Source organism: Paraburkholderia sp. GAS199 (assembly GCF_050436585.1).
Classification (GTDB): domain Bacteria; phylum Pseudomonadota; class Gammaproteobacteria; order Burkholderiales; family Burkholderiaceae; genus Paraburkholderia.
In genome coordinates, this window is the sequence record NZ_JBNDMM010000006.1 from 311642 (window position 1) to 329403 (window position 17762).

A 17762-nucleotide genomic window follows, 5' to 3' on the forward strand; every position below is an offset into this window, starting at 1 on the left:
AGAGGAAGCCGTGCGACGCGCCAAAGACATCGAGATCGCGCTGGCGCCCCGGCCGGAAGGGGTGTCGCTCCAGCAGTGGCTGTATGACGAAATTCGCGGCGCGATCCTGAGCGGCCGCTTTGCGCCCGGCAGCCGCCTGCCGGCCACGCGCGATCTGGCGGCACGCTACGTGATTTCGCGCGGCACGGTGCTCGGCGTATTCGCGCAACTGACGGCGGAAGGCTATGTGTCGGGCGCCGTGGGGCGAGGCAGCTTCGTTGCCACCGAGTTGCCCGAGCGGCGTCTCACGCCGGCAAGGCGCAAAGCGCCGCCACGCGCGCTGACGCGAGAGGCGACACGAACCAGCGCAGACGCGCACGCCGAGTGGAGTCCCGCCATCCCCGATCTTTCCGCGCGCGGACGGCTGCTCGCGCGCACGCCATTTCAGGTGCAAGGGCGCGCCGTGCCTGCGCTCGCATTCCGTCCGAGCCAGCCCGATCTCACGGCCTTTCCCTTTGCGCTGTGGTCGAGACTCGCCGCGCGACGCACGCGGCGTTTTCGCACCGACATGCTGACCGACGGCGAAGCGCAGGGCTATGGTCCGCTGCGCGAAGCGATTGCCGAGCATGTGCGAACCGCGCGCGGCATCGCCTGCTCGGGCCTGAACGTGGTGATGCTCGGCAGCGTGCAGCAGGCGCTCGATCTGAGCGCGCGCTTGCTGCTCGATCCCGGTGACACCGTACTGATGGAAGACCCCGGTTATCCCGGTGCACGATTCGTTTTCGAAGCGGCGGGCGCGCGTATCGTGGGTGCGCCGGTGGACGCCGACGGCATGGACGTGAACTGGGCGCGCCGTCACGCATCGCATGCGCGCATCGCCTACGTGACCGCCGGCAGACAGGCGCCGCTCGGTCCGCCGCTCGCGCTCGAGCGCAGGCTCGCCTTGCTCGCGTGGGCACGCGAGAAGGGCGCGCTGATTCTGGAAGACGACTACGACAGCGAATTCCGTTTCGCGGGCCGCCCGCTCGCGGCGCTCAAGAGTCTCGACTCGGACGGTCATGTGATCTATTGCGGCACGTTCAGCAAGCTGCTGTTCCCGGCGCTGCGCATCGCCTATGCGATCGTGCCGGACCGTCTCGTCGATCCGTTCGTCGCCGCGTTGTCGCTCAGTGCGCGCCACGTCGCGCTCGACCAGCAATCCATCCTCCACGCGTTCATCGCCGAAGGGCATTTCGGCCGGCATATCCGCCGCATGCGCCTGCTGTACGGCGAACGCGCACAGGCGCTCGAAGATGCGTTGCAACGGCACCTCGGCGGCGTGCTCGACACGCCCGGCATCACCACGGGACTCGACACGCCCGCGTTCCTGCCGCTCAAAACCGACGACACGCTGGTCGCCGCGCGTGCGGCCTCGGCGGGCATCGAAACGCGGCCGCTCTCGTATTACGCCTTCGAGCGTCCTGTGCCGCCGGGTCTCGTGCTGGGCTTCGCCGCGGTCGACGCCGACGCGATCGGCAAGGGCGTCGTCAGATTAGCGCGCGTGCTCGACGCGATGAAACTCGCGCGTTGATTGCTAATCTCGCTCATCTCAAGCCGTGGCGAGCGCAGCGTGTTCGCGACAGATTTCCGTGATCCAGTCGACGAAAACGCGCGTGGCCGTACTCGCATGCCGACCGTTCGGATAGACGACGGAAACCGGCACGGGCAGGCATCTTGCGTTGGCGAGTACTTCGCGCAGACGCCCCGTTTGCAGATACGGCGCGGCGACGAACTCGGATAACTGGATGAGCCCCAGACCTTCGAGCGCGCACTGCAGATAAGCCTCGGTTTCGTTCACCGCAAAGCGGCTTTGCATCGGCACCGTGAGCGCCTCGCCGTCCACCTGAAAGCGCCAGTCGAGCGGGCGGCCTGTCGCGTTCGAAAGATAGTTGATGGTTCGATGTGCGCCAAGCGCGTCGACGCTTTCCGGCTCGCCATGGTCTTTCAGATAACGCGGCGATGCACACGTGATCCAGTTCAGTTGTCCGACCCGTCGCGCCACGAGCGTCGAGTCCGTCAACTCACCGCTTCGGATCACGCAATCGATGCCGTCGAAGATCAGGTCGGCGGGACGGTCGCTCAGACCCAGTACGAGTTCGATGCCGGGAAAACGCTGCTCGAACTCACGCAACCTTGGAATGACCAGCGCACGGCCGATCACGCCCGGCATGTCGGCGCGTACGCGGCCGCGCGGCATGCTGGCTTCGATTGAAAGACCGCTTTCCGCCTGCTCGATTTCCGACAGGATGGCGCGGCACGACGCGTAATAGCGTTCGCCCGCTTCGGTCACGCTCAGCGTGCGCGTACTGCGCCGCAGCAGCACGGCGCCCAGATGACGTTCGAGATTCTTGATCGTGGTCGTGACCGACGAACGCGGCATCGACAGTGTCTGCGCGGCCTTGCTGAAGCTTTGCGCTTCGACCACGCGCACGAAGATGGTCATCGCTTGCAGCTTGTCCATGAAATGCGTACCTGTGCATGCTCGCCGCGAGCGGCGTTGGGTCGTAGTGATGAGGCGATTCGAAGGCGCATTCATCTTACAGGTAGCGCCGCGCATCCGGCATGTCGTGCAACCCACGGATCGTTCGCGGTTCGTTCGTGGCCTACGCGTTCTCAATTTCGCCACGACGAACAATGCGGCGTGCCCGCAGCACTAGACTGCGATTCGTCCGGCCACTTCGTTTCCGGGAATGCCCGGGGAAGCCACGCGCCGATGACGGCGAGTCGCGCAAAGAGGCGCGGCCGCCCACTGTTTTCACGTACTGGAGGGCTAACCATCATGTTGCAAGATCGATCCATTCTCGTTCTCGGTGCCGGCGAACTCGGCATGGCGATGCTGCGCAGTCTGGCGCGACATCCTCGCGTGCGCGGCGGCACGGCGCTCGCGGTGCTGGTACGCCAGTCCACGATCGATTCGCAAGGTTCCGGCAAGCAGAAAGACATGGCGGAGTTGCGCGCGCTCGGTGTCGAACTGGTGCCGGGCGATCTCGCCGCGCAATCGGTCGATGCGCTTGCGGGCGTATTCGGTCGCTTCGAAACGGTCATTTCCTGCACGGGTTTCGTCGGCGGAAGCGGAGTTCAACTCAAGATCGCAAAGGCAGTCCTGCTTGCCGGCGTGCCGCGTTATTTCCCGTGGCAATTCGGCGTGGACTACGACGCGATCGGCCGCGGCAGTCCGCAGGATCTGTTCGACGAACAACTCGACGTGCGCGCGTTGCTGCGCTCGCAGGACGCCACCGAATGGGTGATCGTGTCGACCGGCATGTTCACGAGCTTTCTGTTCGAACCGTCGTTCGGCGTCGTGGACCTCGCTAACGCCACGGTCCACGCGCTCGGCAGCTGGGACACCGCGGTCACGGTGACGACCGCCGCGGACATCGGCGCGCTGACCACGGAGATCGTGTTCGCCGAACCGCGCATTGCCCGGCAAGTGGTCTATGTGGCGGGCGATACCGTGACGTACCGCCAACTCGCGGATGCGCTCGACGCGATGCTCGATCTCACGGTGCACCGCGTGACGTGGAGCGTGCCGCAATTGACAGGAGAACTCGCGCGCGACCCCGGCAATCCGCTGCGCAAATATCGTGCGGTCTTTGCGCAGGGTGTCGGTGTGGCGTGGGATAAAGCGCACACTTTCAACGCGCAGCGTGGCTTAGCGGTCAGCGACCTCGAAGCCTGGATGCACACCAATCTGCTCGCATCGAACCGCCACCCGGTTCCCCAAAATTGACCTTGGGCGTAGCTCACCTGACTGCTATCTTGAGTAGATTCGCCCGCACCGTTCGAACAAACCATGCGGGCCTACCTGGCTGGAGGTGCATGATGGTCGAAGCGACGTGGCTGGTGGTGGCCGACGGTGGCCGTGCGCGCGTGTTCGAGACGGCAGGGCTGACGCTCGACTTGCAGGAGGTCGAAGATTTCGTCAACGACGAAACCACCGGCACGATGCTGACCGAGAAAGATCGCGAGAAATTCGCCAAACGCGTGGCGCAATATCTGGAGGAAGGGCGGCTGCACCAGCAGTACAACCGCCTGCGACTCGCCATCGAACCGAAGTTTCTCGGCATGGTGCGCACGGATCTGAGCGAAGACACACGCCGTTTGATCTTTGAGCAGATCAGCGAAGACCTATCGGCGCTGAGTACCCGCGAAATCGAGGCACATCTACGGCGGCACTGATCTTGCTGCCGGATGTTATTCAAGTCACTGCGTCGGGATTGCCGGATTTTTTTTGCGCGTGTTCCTGCTCGTCGCGGAACCAGTTTTCCGCGCGAGCGCGCGTTTCCACCCATGAGTGCGGCTGTGTGGCATCGAGATTGCGGTCGATGTATCGCTGACCCCATTCGACGGCGTCGCGAATCGCTTCATCTTCCGTGAGCCATTCGGGTTGAACCGTCATGGGACGAACGTCGACGGCGGTTTCCGTGCCGTTCTTCAGGCTGACCGGGGCGATCCACGCGCCCCGCGCATTGAGTTCGGTGCGCACGACGATTTCGAAGCCGCCATAAGAGACTGTGCGTTCAGACATCGATTTCTCCCTGAATGAATGGTCCGTAGCCTCTCTGCTTTTTCTACGGGTTGCTCATAGAATCACCTCATAGCGTCACTATAGACAAGCCGCCATGAAGACGCATCGCTTAAAGACCTGTGGCGTCGGTTCGTATGACGAATTGATCAGCCATGCTGACAGAATGTTCATTTGCATGAGGTGCGACTTATGCAGGAGTTCGACTTCTACATTAATCTGAAGAAGCCCACGCTCGGCCTCTATGTGAAGCGCGGCGCCGGTCTGCCCGATCTCGCCGACGCAGGCGACTGGCAATTGTCAGGGCCGGTTGCGCAGAGTGAACTGACACCCGAATTGCTGAAAGGACTAGCCGCCAATGGCCACGTCTTTCAGGAACTGGGTGCATGACGCCCGCGCTTCTGCGCGGCGACCGACACACCATGAGGGGGAGAACATGTCGAAGCAAACGGGTGGCCTGAGCGCCGAATTCATCGCGCGTCAGCGTGCGCGGCTGCAGGCGCTGCGCCAGGAACTGGTGGGCGGCGAGGTGGGCACGCTCGACGAAGAGCGCGCAGCAGGAGAGTTGCACGGCGACGAGCCGCACGAATACGAGGAGGGCGCGCAGGATCTCGCGCAGAAGGAAATCGATCAGTCGCTCAACGACGTGAACGATCAACGCATCGGCGATATCGTGCGCGCGCTGCAAAAAATCGACGAAGGCACTTACGGTCTATCCGACGAAAGTGGCGACCCGATTCCGCAGGCGCGCCTCGAAGTCATGCCGGAGGCGATCCTGACCGTCGCGGAGCAGGAGCGCCGCGAGGCGGGCGCCTAACATCAGATTAACGTCGGATTAAGGTCAGGGGCGCGAGGCCACTTCGTCGAGATGAATCAGCAGGTCGGCCGGGTCGTCGTAGACGCGCAGCGCACCCGCACGTTCGAGTTCCTCGGTGCCGTAACCGCCCGAAAGCAGCCCCACGCCCAGCGCGCGGCAGCGTTGCGCCGCGAGCATGTCCCAGATGCTGTCGCCGACCACGACCGCCTGTTCGATCGGCACGCCGAGGCGAGCCGCCGCGGCAATGAACAGATCGGGATCGGGCTTGGCGTATTTGACATCGTCGCGCGTCACCACGACGGCCTGCGCGGGGTCGACGCCGAGCGCCTCCAGATTCAGCGCGGCCGTTTCCATGCGTCCACTGGTGGCCACGGCCCACGGCGTGCCGGCCTGCGTAAGCGCGGCAAGCAGGTCACGCGCGCCCGGTAAAGGGCAAACCTGATTGCGCAGACGCTGGTACGCGGCGGCATGGGCCGCGCGCAGCCGCTCGCCGATTTCGACGCTGATGTCGGCGTGCGTTTCACGCAGAAGCTGATTGGTGAACAGGCCGCCGCTCATGCCGATTTTGCGGTGAATGCGCCACACCGAAAGCGGAATGCCTTCGCTGTCGAGCGCCTCTTTCCATGCGAGCACATGTTGATAAACGCTGTCGACGAGTGTGCCGTCGAGATCGAAGAGGAACGACGTCTGTATGCGCATCCAGAGCTCCGTTGAAAACGATTGCGGAATCGACCACCTTGCAAGAATGCAGGGTCGGCAAGCGCGCGTCAAATCGGCGTGCGAACAGAAAATAATTCGCGAGCCCAACGCGCGATAGTGACGATCACTTCGTCGCTGGCGGATCATCGGAAAAACCAATATCTCCCTTGCGTCGATCGCTTCATAGAATTAAGCGCAAGCCGCCTGTCGTCATGCCATTCGTCATGTCAGCGCTTTTCCCCTCCGTCGAGAAAAGGTGATCCGATGCCCGCCCTTTGCGAAATCTGTCATGCCCGTCCCGCCGTCGCTCGTGTCACTGTCGTTCAGAACGGCGAGCGAAAGTCGATGTCGATCTGCGATTACGACTACCGCCAGTTGATGCGTCATCAGAGCATGGTGAATCCGTTCGATTCGCTGCTCGGTGGCGGCGGGCTGTCGCGTTTCTTCGGTGCAATGGGCGATTCGAATGGCGGCTACGACGAGGACGACAACGACAGCTACGCCGCCGAAGTCCCGCGCGAATCCGTCGACGCGACCGATGCTTTCAGCGAGCAGACGCTGGAGTTGTTGCAGCGCGCCGCAGAAAAGGCGCACGAATTGCAGCGCAACGAACTCGACACCGAGCATCTGCTTTACGTCCTCGCCGATGCGGACGTGTGCGCCGCGCTGCTCAAGGAACTCAAGCTCTCGCCGCAAGACATCAAGGACTATATCGACCAGCACGCAAAAAGGGGCACGGCCGGCAGTGCCGACGGCAGCGACACGCCAATCGAGAAAATGACCATTTCTCCGCGCCTTAAAAAGGCGTTCCAGTTCGCGTTTCAGGCGTCGCGCGACCTCGGTCATTCCTACGTCGGGCCGGAGCATCTTCTCATCGGACTCGCGGCGGTGCCGGACAGTATTGCCGGCACCTTGCTCAAGAAATATGGCGTCACGCCGGAAGCCTTGCGGCAGAAAGTGGTGAAAGTGGTCGGCAAGGGCGCGGAAGACGGCCGCGTGGACGCGCCCACCAACACGCCGACACTCGACAAGTTCGGCCGCGATCTCACTGCGATGGCGCGGCAGGGCAAACTCGATCCGGTGCTGGGGCGCGCGCAGGAAATCGAAAGCACTATCGAGGTCCTCGCGCGGCGCAAGAAGAACAATCCAGTGCTGATCGGCGAGCCCGGTGTCGGTAAAACGGCGATTGTCGAAGGTCTGGCGCAGCGTATCGTCAACGACGAAGTGCCGGAAAATCTGCGCGGCAAGCGGCTCGTCGAGGTGAACATCAATTCGATGGTGGCGGGCGCGAAGTATCGCGGCGAATTCGAGGAACGCGCCAAGCAGTTGATCGACGAGGTGACCGCGAAGCGCGACGAGCTGATTCTTTTCATCGACGAGTTGCATACGATCGTCGGTGCGGGCCAGGGCGGCGGCGAAGGCGGGCTCGACATTGCCAACGTGCTCAAGCCGGCGCTCGCGCGTGGCGAATTGAGCCTGATCGGCGCAACCACGCTCAATGAATATCAGAAGTACATCGAAAAAGATGCCGCGCTGGAACGGCGTTTTCAACCCGTGCTGGTGCCCGAGCCGACTGTCGAGCAGACCATCGTGATTCTGCGCGGACTGCGCGACAAGCTCGAAGCGCATCACCAGGTCACTTTCGCCGACGACGCATTCGTGGCCGCCGCCGAGATGTCCGATCGCTACATCACCTCGCGCTTTCTGCCCGACAAGGCGATCGACCTGATCGATCAGGCCGCGGCGCGCGTGCGTATCGGCGCGACCTCGCGGCCCGCGCACATGCAGGAACTCGAAGCTGAAGTCGCGCAACTCAAGCGCGAACAGGACTATGCGTCGTCGCGCAAACGCTATGACGAAGCGAAGAAATTCGAGGAACGTATCGGCGAAAAACAGAAGACGCTCGATGAACTGACCGAAGAATGGCAGCGCAAGACAGGCTCGGAAACGCTTGAGGTCACGGTGGCGTCGATTGCCGAAGTGGTGTCGCGGCTGACCGGCATTCCCGTCACGGAACTGACGCAGGAAGAGCGTCAGAAACTGCTCGACATGGAAGACAAACTGCGCGAACGCGTGGTCGGTCAGGACGACGCGGTGGTTGCCGTGAGCGACGCCGTGCGGCTCTCGCGCGCGGGGCTCGGTCAGGCGAACCGGCCGATCGCGACGTTCCTGTTTCTCGGACCGACCGGCGTGGGCAAGACCGAACTCGCGAAGGCCCTTGCGGAAACCGTGTTCGGCGACGAGCAGGCTGTGATTCGCATCGACATGTCCGAGTATATGGAGCGTCACGCGGTGGCGCGGCTGATCGGTGCGCCGCCCGGTTACGTTGGTTACGACGAAGGCGGCCAGCTCACCGAGCGCGTGCGGCGCCGTCCCTACTGCGTGATCCTGCTCGACGAAATCGAGAAGGCGCACCCGGACGTGAACAACGTGCTGCTGCAGGTATTCGACGACGGCCGCCTCACCGACGGCAAGGGGCGAGTCGTGGACTTCAGCAACACCATCATCATCGCGACGAGCAATCTCGGCGCCTCGATCATCATGGACAATCTGGAGAAGCCCGAAACCGGGCGTCTCGACGAGAAGGCGCTGCGCGGCGAATTGATGGGCGTACTCAAGGGCCATTTCCGTCCCGAGTTCCTCAACCGGATCGACGAAGTGATCGTGTTTCATGGGCTTTCGCGCGAGAACATCCGCTCCATCGTGCAGATCCAGCTCGAACGGGTGGTGCGTACGGCGGCCGCGCAGGACATCACGCTCAAGATGGACGAATCGCTGGTCGATCATCTCGCCGACGCGGGTTATCGTCCCGAATTCGGCGCGCGCGAACTGAAGCGGCAGATCCGGCAGGAACTGGAAACGCGGCTCGCCAAAGAGATTCTGAAAGGCAATCTGAAGTCGGGCGACAGCGTGGACGTCAGTTACGACAAAGACAGCGACGAAGTGAAGTTCGCTCGAGGCGAGGCACCCGCCAAACCGAAACGCGCCGCGAGCCGCGCGAAGAAGAAACCGGCGGACAGCGCCGATGGAGCGGCCAGCGCGGCACCGGCGTAAGCCGCGCTTGTGACGTCGGGAGAGTGCGTTGCAGTATGATGAGGGAGGTGCAAAGCGGGACTGGACAAGACCTTAACGAGAGGCATAAAACCCATGAATCCATCCGAGCGTATCGACGAACTGATCGCGGGCATTACCGACTGGCGCGGCAAGACTTTTGCCGGCATCCGCAAATGCATCCTCGAAGCAGACCCGGAGATCATCGAGGAATGGAAATGGATGGGCAGTCCCGTCTGGTCACGCGACGGCATGATCGCGGTGGCCAACGCCCATAAAGGCAAGGTCAAGCTGACCTTCGCTCACGGCGCGCAACTCGACGATCCGGACAAGCTCTTCAACGCCGGCCTCGAAGGCAACGCCCGGCGCGCCATCGATTTTCTGGAAGGCGACCGCGTCGACACCCGCGCGCTGAAAAAACTCGTGCGCGCGGCCATCGACTACAACCACCAGCATCTGAAGAAAAACGCGCCCAAAGCGGCCGGCGCGAAAGCGCGCGCGAGCGAAAAGGCCTGACATGTCACGGCAAACATGGACGCGCCAGCGCGGCATCGGCCGCAAGCTGGCAAATTTCCTCGTGCTCGGAACGATCGCCTGCGGGTTCGTTACTCTCGCTCCTGCGGCATCCGCACAAACCGCACAACCCACCCAAACACCAGGTATGAACGCCTCAACCGCTTCCATGGCTGCGATATTCGCGCCGTCCGGCACGCTGCGCGCGTCGATCAATCTCGGCAATCCGGTGCTCGCCACGCTCGATCCGGCGAGCGGCAAACCCGTGGGTGTGTCCGTCGATCTGGCTACGGAGTTCGCGAAGCGGCTCGGCGTGCCCTTGCAACTGGTGGCCGTCAAGTCGGCGGGCGACTCGGTCGAAAACGTCAATCACGACAAGGCGGATATCGGCTTTTTCGCGGTCGATCCGAAACGCGGCGAGGAAATCGCGTTCACGCCGCCTTATGTGCTGATCGAAGGTTTTTATCTCGTGCGCAGCAGTTCGCCGATCACGCGTAACGACGAGGTGGATCGAACCGGAGTGACGGTCGCGGTAGGCAAGGGCAGTGCCTACGATCTGTTCCTCACGCGTGAATTGCATCACGCCACGCTGGTGCGCATCCCGACTTCGCCGGCGGTCGTGCAAGGCTTTCTCGATCAGCATCTGGATGTGGCGGCCGGCGTGAAGCAGCAACTCGAAAAAGACGCTGCGACGGCGGGCAGCGTCAGGCTGCTGGATCAGCGCTTCATGGTGATCCGTCAGGCCATGGGCGTGCCGAAAGCGCGTGGCGATGCAGCCGCCGCTTATCTGTCGGGCTTCGTCGACGAGATGAAGCGCTCGGGCTTCGTGGCGGACTCGCTCGCCCGCCATCACATCGAAGGCGCGGCGGTGGCGGGGCCGAACGACTGACGCGGCTGACGCAACTGAGCTGGCCGGACGAGCGCCGGTCACGCGTCATCGGTCGCCGACCAGCCAGCGGTAATACGCGTTGTCCGGGTCCGAGCGCAGAGCGTCGCCGAGGTCGCGCGCCCATGCTTCGCGATCGCCGTGGTAGGCGTCGAGGCCTGCCGCGTAAAAGCTGTGCAGGGCGTCGCGCGAAGCCTGCATGTCGCGGCGGAAGGTGTCGTCGGCGTGTTGCAGAGGCGGTTCGGCGTGCAACGCGAGCAGATGGGCGAGCGTAGTCGGAAAAGCGTCCGGGCGCACCCATGTCGCGTATTCGATGCGCGGCTGGTCGTCGGTCACGGCACGCGCGTCGGCGGCGTAGTAAGCGATTCCCGCGCGGTCGGTGATATAGGTGGCGAGCAGCGCCGCCGGCGACGCAATGCCGACTTCCCGCAGCGCGGCCGCCACCTGCGGTTGCGCGAAACGCGCCTGAATCTGCGGCACGTCGAGATCGAGCGGCTCCATGGAACCCACCAGCATCATCTCGTGCAACTCCGTCGTCCATAGCGTGGCGTGCGGGAAGACCTGGATGAAGCTCTGGATCAGCGAGCGGGTGTCGTCTTCGTTCTGGGTCGGCAACGGCAGCCATTGCGCGACGATTCCACCGGTTTGCAAACGCGCCGCGGCCAGCCGATAAAAGTCTTCCGAATACAGATTGACGACACCGGCCGCCGATGGCGGCGGCGGTTCCAGCGTGATCAGATCGTAGCGCGCCGGATTGCGCAGCAATTCGCGACGGCCGTCGCGCAAGCGGATGTCCATCCGCGCATCCGTGCTCATGCCGTAGTTGCCGCTGAACTGCGGCGACGCGCGCACCACCGCGGGCAGCAATTCGGCCACGGCGCGACGGTCGAGCCCCGGCCACGTGAGCAATGCGCCGCCCGTGATGCCGGTGCCGAGGCCGATCACGAGCGCGCTGCGCGGCGTGCCGCGATGGACGATCAGCGGCAGCAGGGCCTGCAAACGCATGTAGCGCAGCGAGGTGAGCGTGTCGCCGGAATTGGATACGCCCTGAATATAGAGCCGGTGAAATGGCCGTCCGCTCGCCTGCTGTTCGATCACGGCAACCGTGCCGCCCGCGCTTTCTTCGTAGAAAGCCAGCGTGCCGCCGCGGCTTTGCGCGAGCAGTGCCGCGAGCCGGTCGGGTGGCGTAATAGCGACAGTGGCGACGGTGGCGAGTGTCGCCACGGCGAGCAGCGCGACGCGCCAGCGTGGCCGGCGTGGCACGTTCGTGCCGCGCAGCACGGCGACCAGACCCAGCACGCAGGCGAGCAACGCGAGCGCGCCGAGCGTGCGCACGAGGCCCAGTCGAGGCACCAGCACGAAGCCCGTGAGCAGGGTGCCGGCAATACCGCCTGCCAGATTCAGCGCGACCACCGCGCCTACGTCGCGGCCGGGATGACGGGCATCCACATTCAATCGCAAGGCGAATGGAAACGCGGCGCCGAGCAGCAACGTGGGCACGAACACCACGCAGAGCGCCGCCACCGCAAAACCCGCGCACATCGCGGCGAGCAGATTGCCCGTGAGGTTCAGCGCGGCTTCGCGAGCGGCGCTCTGCCATTGCGGCAGCCACGCGCCCAGCACGGCCACTTCGAGCAAGGCAACGAGTCCCGCCGTGACGATCAGCGCCGCAAACGTGCCCCACGGATCGCGCGCGCGGTCGGCGAAACGCGAGGCCAACGCGCTGCCGAGCGCGAGGCCGAGCAGATAAGTGGCGAGCACGACCGCGAACGCAAAACTGCGCGTACTGATGAACTGCACGATGACCTGCGACCACACCACTTCATAGCCTAGCGCCACGCCGCCGGCGATCGCGTAGAGCACAAGGGCGAGGCGGGCCTGGACGGGCGCCTCGGCGGGAGTCTGCGTCATGGGCGTGGACGACACGGCAGCATGCGAAGCCGGCAACGCATGAGCGCCGCGCGCAAGCAGCAGCGCCAGCGCCGCCGCGCAACCGTTCGCCGCGGCCGCGGCCCACGCGCTGCCTTGCACGCCGAGCCATGGAATCAGCAGGAAACTCGCGGCGAGCGTACCGGCAATCGCGCCGGCCGTATTGGCGGCATAGAGCCGCGCGCCGGTGCGGCTCATCTGCGACGCTGCAGGCCCCAGCGAGCGCATCAGAACCGGCAGCGTGCCGCCCATCAGCACCGCCGGCAGGCCGACCAGCACGAAGGGCAGCAGCCACGCCAGCGGCCCGATCCGGTCCTGCAACACGGCGAAGGGCGCCGCCGCGCGCGGCAGCAGCCAGGTGCTGGCAACGGCGAGCAGCAGCACGCCGATTTCGAGCCATGCATAGAGCCGCAGCGGTGTGCCATGACGGCCGTCAGTGTTGTCGGAAGCGTGGTCGGCAGCGTGGTCTGCAGCGCGATCGACATAGCGGCCAATCAGCCAGCCGCCCGCGGCGAGTCCCGCGAAAAATGCGCTCACGCCGGTAGTGACTGCCAGCACGTCGACGCCGACCACAAGTGCAAGCTGCTTGATCCACAATACCTGATACACCAGCGAGGCCGCGCCCGACGCGAACAGCAGCAGCATCGGCCACGCAACCGGCAGCGCGGAAGCGGGCGCAGACGCAGGCGGCGTATCTGGCCGGGGGCGTCCGGTTGGGTTCGCGGGTTCGGTGGGGCGACGCTCGCGGCGAGCGGTTTTGGCGCGGTTTGCCAGCGTGTGAGTCATCGGATGAACATGGTGTGGGATAGGCGCTGAAGCAGAAATGAAACAGCCGTGGCGCGACCGCGCCCGCCGTTCGACACAACCGGCGGGCGCGGGCAGGGCTCGCGCTATTCGAGTCCGCGCTTGCGGAAAGACTCGTCGATCTTCTTGTCGACCTGGCGACGCACGCCGTCCACGCTGAAGCTGGCGGGCCGCTGGCTCGGCGGATAGTCGACGAAGGTCTGCAGGAACGTCGACGCCTTCATCGTCGCAATACCCGTGAGGTAGGCGTTCTTCGTGACCCAGTCGTTGTACTGGTCCGAGGTGATATCCGCCCGTTCGTAGGGGTCCATGCGCAGGTTGAAGATTTTCGGCAGACGCAGGCACACCAGCGGGTCCTGCCAGATGTTCAGATTGCCCTTGGCGCGCTGCTCGCAGAATACGGCTTTCCACGCGTTGCCGTCCTGATCCCAGCGCATGGCGACCAGCTGGCCGTCGTCGTCGAAATAGTAGAACTCGGTTCGCGGGTCCTTCGTGGTCTGGCCTGTCAGATAGGGCAACTGGTTGTAGCCGTCCAGGTGGTTTTTAAAGCTTGTTCCACCGGCCTTCGGCGTCCAGCCCTTCAATAGCTTGTCCCTGACGCCACCATCGCCCGCCGCGGCTAGCAAGGTCGGGAACCAGTCGAGTCCGGAGAACATGTCGTTGGATACCGAGCCCGGTTTGATATGGCCCGGCCATCGCACCATCGCGGGCACGCGGAACGCGCCTTCCCAGTTGGAGTCTTTCTCGCTGCGGAACGGCGTGGTGGCGGCATCGGGCCACGAGAACTGGTTCGGTCCGTTGTCGGTCGTGTAGATCACGATCGTGTTCTGCGAGATGTTCAGGTCGTCCAGCAGCTTGAGCAGCTTGCCGACGTCCTGATCGTGTTCCCACATGCCGTCGGCGTACTCGTTGCCGGGCATGCCGCTCTTGCCTCGGAATTCGGGCCGGACGTGGGTGAACAGGTGCATGCGCGTGTAGTTCATCCACACGAAGAAAGGCGTGCCGTTCTTCACCTGCTTGCGGATGAACTCTTCCGCGTGCGCGCCGGTTTCGTCGTCGATGGTTTCCATGCGCTTGGTGGTGAGCGGGCCGGTGTCCTGAACCTTGCCGTCCGAGGTGCTGTGAAGCACGCCGCGCGGCGAAAAGTTCTTCACGTAAGGGTCGTTCTTGTCCTTCGGCCAGTAGGGACGCTCGGGTTCTTCCTCGGCGTTCAGGTGGTACAGGTTGCCGTAGAACTCGTCGAAGCCGTGATTGGTCGGCAGGTACTCGTTCTTGTCGCCGAGGTGATTCTTGCCGAACTGACCCGTTGCATAGCCGAGCGGTTTGAGCGCCTGCGCAATCGTCATGTCGCCTTTTTGCAGACCGACCGGCGCGCCCGGTGCGCCGACCTTCGAGAGGCCCGTGCGCAAGGGCGTCTGTCCGGTGATGAACGACGATCGCCCGGCCGTGCAGCTGTTCTCGGCGTAGTAGTCGGTGAAGATCATGCCTTCGTTGGCCACCCGGTCGATGTTCGGCGTCTTGTAACCCACCACGCCGCGCGTATAGGCGCTGATGTTGGCCTGACCGACGTCGTCGCCGAAAATCACGAGGATGTTCGGCTTGGCCGACGCTTTGGGCGCAGGCTGTTGCGGCGCGCTGTTGGCGGCAGCGGGTTTGGCGGGCGCGGGAGTTTGCGCGGGCGCATTGAGTGAGGGAAAAACCAGCGCGGCAAACGCGCCGAGCACGACCACGCCCGCTCCAGCGGCGTAGCGCCCCTTGCGCAAGAATTGTCTCATCGTGTCGCTCCAAAGGAGTTGACTTCAGTTCATCCGGTGCGTGTGCGCCCTGCGCCGGCATGCCTCGTAACGCCGCTTCTCGCGTGCGGCTCGATATCCCGCGCCGGCTTACGGCTTCGGCGGCGGGTAAATAGTTTGCCAGTCGTCCTTCATGCTGACGACGATCCAGCCGTCGGCGTTCGCTTCGTCCCAGGCTTTGTCGAGCGTGCCGATCTTCGAGTTGCGGTCGTAGGCGAATTCGCGCACGGCGTCGTCGTGATGGACCAGCAAGGCAAGGTGAGGGCCGTTGCCCGAGGTGGTGTACTGCAGCATCTGCAGATCGCCGTCGGAATTGCCGAAGGCGAGAATCGGCTTGCGTCCGATGTTGCGATAGATGCCGACCGGTTTGCCGGGACCGTCGTCCACGAAATCGATTTTGGGCAGACGGACCAGCACGCCGTGGCCGTCACGCATCTGGTACTGCACGACCTGACTGGAGCCGACCACCTGCTCGGGCGGAATGCCGTAGACCTTGTCCACCCAAGGCCGCATGAATTCGATCGTGCCGCCGGACACGATGTAAGTCTTGAAGCCGTTGGCGCGCAGATAGGCGAGCAGTTCGAGTTGCGGCTGATACACGAGATCCGTGTAAGGGCGGTTCAGTTTCGGATGACGGGCGGTGGCGAGCCAGTCGCGAATCGTTTTGTCGTAGTCGTCCACGCTCATGCCGCTGTTGGCGATCGCCACGAGTTGCAGCAACTGCTTCTGCTGCGCGGCCAGCGCGCCGTAGTCTTTCGCCATCAAGGCCTGGTAGGCCGGATTGTTCTTCCACTCGGGATGCTGCGGCGCGGCAGCCTTCACCTGATCGAGCAGAAAAATGAACTGGAAGTAGAGCGGCTGTTCGCTCCACAGCGTGCCGTCGTTATCGAACACGGCCACGCGCTCGGCCGGCGCGACGAAATGCGGCGAACCCGGCCGCGTGACATCGGCGACGAAAGCCACGATCGCTTTTCTGGCCGCACCGTCGCGCCACGACGGTAGCGCCGCGGCCTGTGCGCTCGCGCGAGCCGCGGCGTCGCTGTTTGCAGGGTTGTCCGCGCTGCCGGAAGACGTGCCGCAAGCCGCCGCGCCCAACGCGATGGCGATCGCGGCACAGGCCGTCACGGTGGCTCGCGCGACGCGGCCCGCCGAACCGAACATGCTCCGCACGGCACGGTTTCGCCGTTCCTGCAGCCAGTTCGCTTGCATGCGACCTCCATTCCGGTTGCGTGACCGCGGATCACCCGAATTGCGTGTGTTGCGCGATGCCCTTGCTTTGAGCGCCGCGCGGGCGGTGAACCGGCGCGGCAACCACTGCGGAAAAAATCAGCGCTCCGAACCAATGACGAAAATGAACGGCACGAACGAACGCCTTGCTCAACCGCCGTCCACCGCGGCGGCCCGAGCCGATGCCTGGCGAGCGGCCGGCTGCTGCCAGGTGTCTTCATCCATCACGAGACGAAAGCCCAGGTGCGACATGCTGTTGTAGGGATCGGTGCCGCGCCGGGCGCTCGGCCGGTAGCTCAGGCAATAGGCTTCGTTGCAGAGGAACGAGCCGCCGCGCGTGACGCGTTTGGGCGCATCGACGGGCACGCCCTGGTCGGCGGGGTCCCACGATTCGCGCGGACCGGCGGGGTTGTCGATGGTGCGGGTGGCGACCGCCTCGCGGCGGAACTGGTCGGCGCGATACCAGTCGGCGACCCATTGCCACGCGTTGCCGGTCATGTCGGAGAGGCCATAGCCGTTGGCCGGAAAGGTGCCGACCGGACTCGTGCCGAGCGCGCCGCCCGCTTTCGGGCTGACCACGGGAAACGCCTGCGCCTGCTGGCCTTGCCAGACGTTGGCCATCTGCTTGCCGTCCGGCGCGAACTGGTTGCCCCACGCGTAGGTGGCCTGCTCGAGGCCGCCGCGCGCGGCGAACTCCCATTCGGCTTCGGTGGGCAGGCGTTTGCCGGCCCACTTCGCATAAGCCTGCGCGTCTTCGTAGGACACCTGCACGACCGGGTGATCGTCCTTGCCGAGAATATTGCTATCCGGCCCTGTCGGATGACGCCAGTTCGCGCCGGGCACGTAGCGCCACCATTGCGAATAGTCTTCCAGCGGCACGGGCTGGCTGGTGCCGACGAACACCATCGCGCCGGCCACCAGCGCACTGTCGGGCGGGCGCGGCGTGCCGGGCGGCAATTGCACTTTCAGGGTGTCCCAGTCGGGCTTTTTCTCGGCGGTGGTGACATAGCCGGTGGCGTCGACGAACTGGCGGAATTCGGCGTTGGTCACGTGATGCCGGTCCATCCAGAAACCGTGCACGCGTACTTTGTGCGCGGGACGTTCGTTGGGTTGGGCCTGCTTTGCGTCGCTGCCCATCAGGAATTCGCCGCCGGGCACCCACGCCATGCCGCGCGGCCCGTGCGTGCCGTCGCCGTACACCACCTTGAAATGATCGGGCGTGCGCGCAGCGACCGCCCAACTGACGGCCGCGCCGATACATGCAGGAAGCATGACGAGAAGCACGGCCCAGAGCGCGAGCTTGCGATAACGGAGAGAAGGTGACTGCGAAGTGGACGGCGTGGAAGAAGTGGATGCGGCGCCGGCAGAAGCGCTTTTCGACGCACCTCGACCGGAAGACGACGTGCCGCCCGGAGAGGCGGCTTTGGCCGACACACGTTTTCGTGTACTCATCATCCCTTCTCTCTGGCAGATAAAGCTGCCAGTCCCGCCGCTTCCGCA

The 17762-nt window shown here is 64.3% G+C and carries 15 protein-coding genes; 8 read left to right on the forward strand and 7 right to left on the reverse strand.

Annotation, left to right across the window (positions count from 1 at the left end; all coding sequences use genetic code 11):
• The first annotated feature begins 10 nt into the window (after positions 1-10).
• On the forward strand, positions 11-1549 hold the full coding sequence (locus tag P3T18_RS23410) for a PLP-dependent aminotransferase family protein (protein WP_429302343.1): 1539 nt from the start codon (positions 11-13) through the stop codon (positions 1547-1549).
• An 18-nt stretch (positions 1550-1567) separates the two neighbouring features.
• Here the strand turns inward: P3T18_RS23410 and P3T18_RS23415 are convergent, their stop codons facing one another.
• Complete coding sequence (locus P3T18_RS23415) at positions 1568-2479, reverse strand: LysR family transcriptional regulator (RefSeq protein WP_429302344.1); 912 nt, start codon at positions 2477-2479, stop codon at positions 1568-1570.
• Between the two features lie 318 nt (positions 2480-2797).
• Here P3T18_RS23415 and P3T18_RS23420 point away from each other — a divergent pair, with 318 nt between their 5' ends.
• Both P3T18_RS23420 and P3T18_RS23425 read left to right on the forward strand, forming a co-directional pair.
• Positions 2798-3748, forward strand: coding sequence for an aromatic alcohol reductase (locus P3T18_RS23420; RefSeq protein WP_429302345.1), 951 nt, complete (start codon positions 2798-2800; stop codon positions 3746-3748).
• A gap of 89 nt (positions 3749-3837) precedes the next feature.
• Entirely contained in the window at positions 3838-4197 is a 360-nt protein-coding gene (locus tag P3T18_RS23425; protein ID WP_429302346.1) for a host attachment protein, read from the forward strand.
• Between the two features lie 19 nt (positions 4198-4216).
• Here the strand turns inward: P3T18_RS23425 and P3T18_RS23430 are convergent, their stop codons facing one another.
• The gene (locus tag P3T18_RS23430) at positions 4217-4546 is read right to left on the reverse strand and encodes a DUF6566 family protein (RefSeq protein WP_429302347.1); all 330 of its coding nucleotides are present in this window, start codon (positions 4544-4546) and stop codon (positions 4217-4219) included.
• A 189-nt stretch (positions 4547-4735) separates the two neighbouring features.
• Between P3T18_RS23430 and P3T18_RS23435 the strand changes: the two genes are divergently transcribed.
• Positions 4736-4933, forward strand: a complete 198-nt coding sequence (locus P3T18_RS23435; protein ID WP_429302348.1) for a hypothetical protein — start codon at positions 4736-4738, stop codon at positions 4931-4933.
• Between the two features lie 46 nt (positions 4934-4979).
• On the forward strand, positions 4980-5360 hold the full coding sequence (locus P3T18_RS23440) for a TraR/DksA family transcriptional regulator (RefSeq protein WP_429302349.1): 381 nt from the start codon (positions 4980-4982) through the stop codon (positions 5358-5360).
• A gap of 24 nt (positions 5361-5384) precedes the next feature.
• On the opposite strand, the gene P3T18_RS23445 is transcribed toward P3T18_RS23440, so the two are convergent.
• Complete coding sequence (locus P3T18_RS23445) at positions 5385-6059, reverse strand: HAD family hydrolase (RefSeq protein WP_429302350.1); 675 nt, start codon at positions 6057-6059, stop codon at positions 5385-5387.
• Positions 6060-6323: 264 nt separating this feature from the next.
• On the opposite strand from P3T18_RS23445, the gene P3T18_RS23450 reads away from it, so the two are divergent.
• From P3T18_RS23450 to P3T18_RS23460, 3 genes are all read left to right on the forward strand, one after another.
• The gene (locus P3T18_RS23450; RefSeq protein ID WP_429302351.1) at positions 6324-9113 is read left to right on the forward strand and encodes an AAA family ATPase; all 2790 of its coding nucleotides are present in this window, start codon (positions 6324-6326) and stop codon (positions 9111-9113) included.
• 93 nt (positions 9114-9206) lie between these two features.
• Complete coding sequence (locus tag P3T18_RS23455; protein ID WP_429302352.1) at positions 9207-9626, forward strand: DUF1801 domain-containing protein; 420 nt, start codon at positions 9207-9209, stop codon at positions 9624-9626.
• A gap of 166 nt (positions 9627-9792) precedes the next feature.
• Positions 9793-10512 carry an ABC transporter substrate-binding protein gene (locus P3T18_RS23460; protein ID WP_429302353.1) on the forward strand — a complete coding sequence of 240 codons (720 nt, stop codon included), beginning with the start codon at positions 9793-9795 and terminating at the stop codon, positions 10510-10512.
• A gap of 45 nt (positions 10513-10557) precedes the next feature.
• Here P3T18_RS23460 and P3T18_RS23465 read toward each other — a convergent pair whose 3' ends face one another.
• The 4 genes from P3T18_RS23465 to P3T18_RS23480 form a co-directional block, all read right to left on the reverse strand.
• Positions 10558-13083 carry a fused MFS/spermidine synthase gene (locus P3T18_RS23465; RefSeq protein WP_429302543.1) on the reverse strand — a complete coding sequence of 842 codons (2526 nt, stop codon included), beginning with the start codon at positions 13081-13083 and terminating at the stop codon, positions 10558-10560.
• A 245-nt stretch (positions 13084-13328) separates the two neighbouring features.
• Positions 13329-15017, reverse strand: coding sequence for an arylsulfatase (locus tag P3T18_RS23470; protein WP_429302354.1), 1689 nt, complete (start codon positions 15015-15017; stop codon positions 13329-13331).
• A 108-nt stretch (positions 15018-15125) separates the two neighbouring features.
• Positions 15126-16196, reverse strand: coding sequence for an HAD family hydrolase (locus P3T18_RS23475; protein WP_429302544.1), 1071 nt, complete (start codon positions 16194-16196; stop codon positions 15126-15128).
• Between the two features lie 216 nt (positions 16197-16412).
• A complete protein-coding gene (locus P3T18_RS23480) occupies positions 16413-17534 on the reverse strand; it encodes a formylglycine-generating enzyme family protein (protein WP_429302545.1) in 1122 nt (373 codons plus the stop codon).
• Between the last annotated feature and the right edge of the window lie 228 nt (positions 17535-17762).

Bases quoted from the DNA above. Each gene is read 5' to 3' on its own strand.
- P3T18_RS23430 (WP_429302347.1), bottom strand. From the start codon at position 4,546: ATGTCTGAACGCACAGTCTCTTATGGCGGCTTCGAAATCGTCGTGCGC.
- P3T18_RS23415 (WP_429302344.1), bottom strand. From the start codon at position 2,479: ATGGACAAGCTGCAAGCGATGACCATCTTCGTGCGCGTGGTCGAAGCG.
- P3T18_RS23440 (WP_429302349.1), top strand. From the start codon at position 4,980: ATGTCGAAGCAAACGGGTGGCCTGAGCGCCGAATTCATCGCGCGTCAG.
- P3T18_RS23465 (WP_429302543.1), bottom strand. From the start codon at position 13,083: ATGCTGCTGCTGTTCGCGTCGGGCGCGGCCTCGCTGGTGTATCAGGTA.
- P3T18_RS23455 (WP_429302352.1), top strand. From the start codon at position 9,207: ATGAATCCATCCGAGCGTATCGACGAACTGATCGCGGGCATTACCGAC.
- P3T18_RS23435 (WP_429302348.1), top strand. From the start codon at position 4,736: ATGCAGGAGTTCGACTTCTACATTAATCTGAAGAAGCCCACGCTCGGC.
- P3T18_RS23450 (WP_429302351.1), top strand. From the start codon at position 6,324: ATGCCCGCCCTTTGCGAAATCTGTCATGCCCGTCCCGCCGTCGCTCGT.
- P3T18_RS23470 (WP_429302354.1), bottom strand. From the start codon at position 15,017: ATGAGACAATTCTTGCGCAAGGGGCGCTACGCCGCTGGAGCGGGCGTG.
- P3T18_RS23425 (WP_429302346.1), top strand. From the start codon at position 3,838: ATGATGGTCGAAGCGACGTGGCTGGTGGTGGCCGACGGTGGCCGTGCG.
- P3T18_RS23475 (WP_429302544.1), bottom strand. From the start codon at position 16,196: ATGTTCGGTTCGGCGGGCCGCGTCGCGCGAGCCACCGTGACGGCCTGT.
- P3T18_RS23460 (WP_429302353.1), top strand. From the start codon at position 9,793: ATGGCTGCGATATTCGCGCCGTCCGGCACGCTGCGCGCGTCGATCAAT.
- P3T18_RS23420 (WP_429302345.1), top strand. From the start codon at position 2,798: ATGTTGCAAGATCGATCCATTCTCGTTCTCGGTGCCGGCGAACTCGGC.
- P3T18_RS23445 (WP_429302350.1), bottom strand. From the start codon at position 6,059: ATGCGCATACAGACGTCGTTCCTCTTCGATCTCGACGGCACACTCGTC.
- P3T18_RS23480 (WP_429302545.1), bottom strand. From the start codon at position 17,534: ATGCTTCCTGCATGTATCGGCGCGGCCGTCAGTTGGGCGGTCGCTGCG.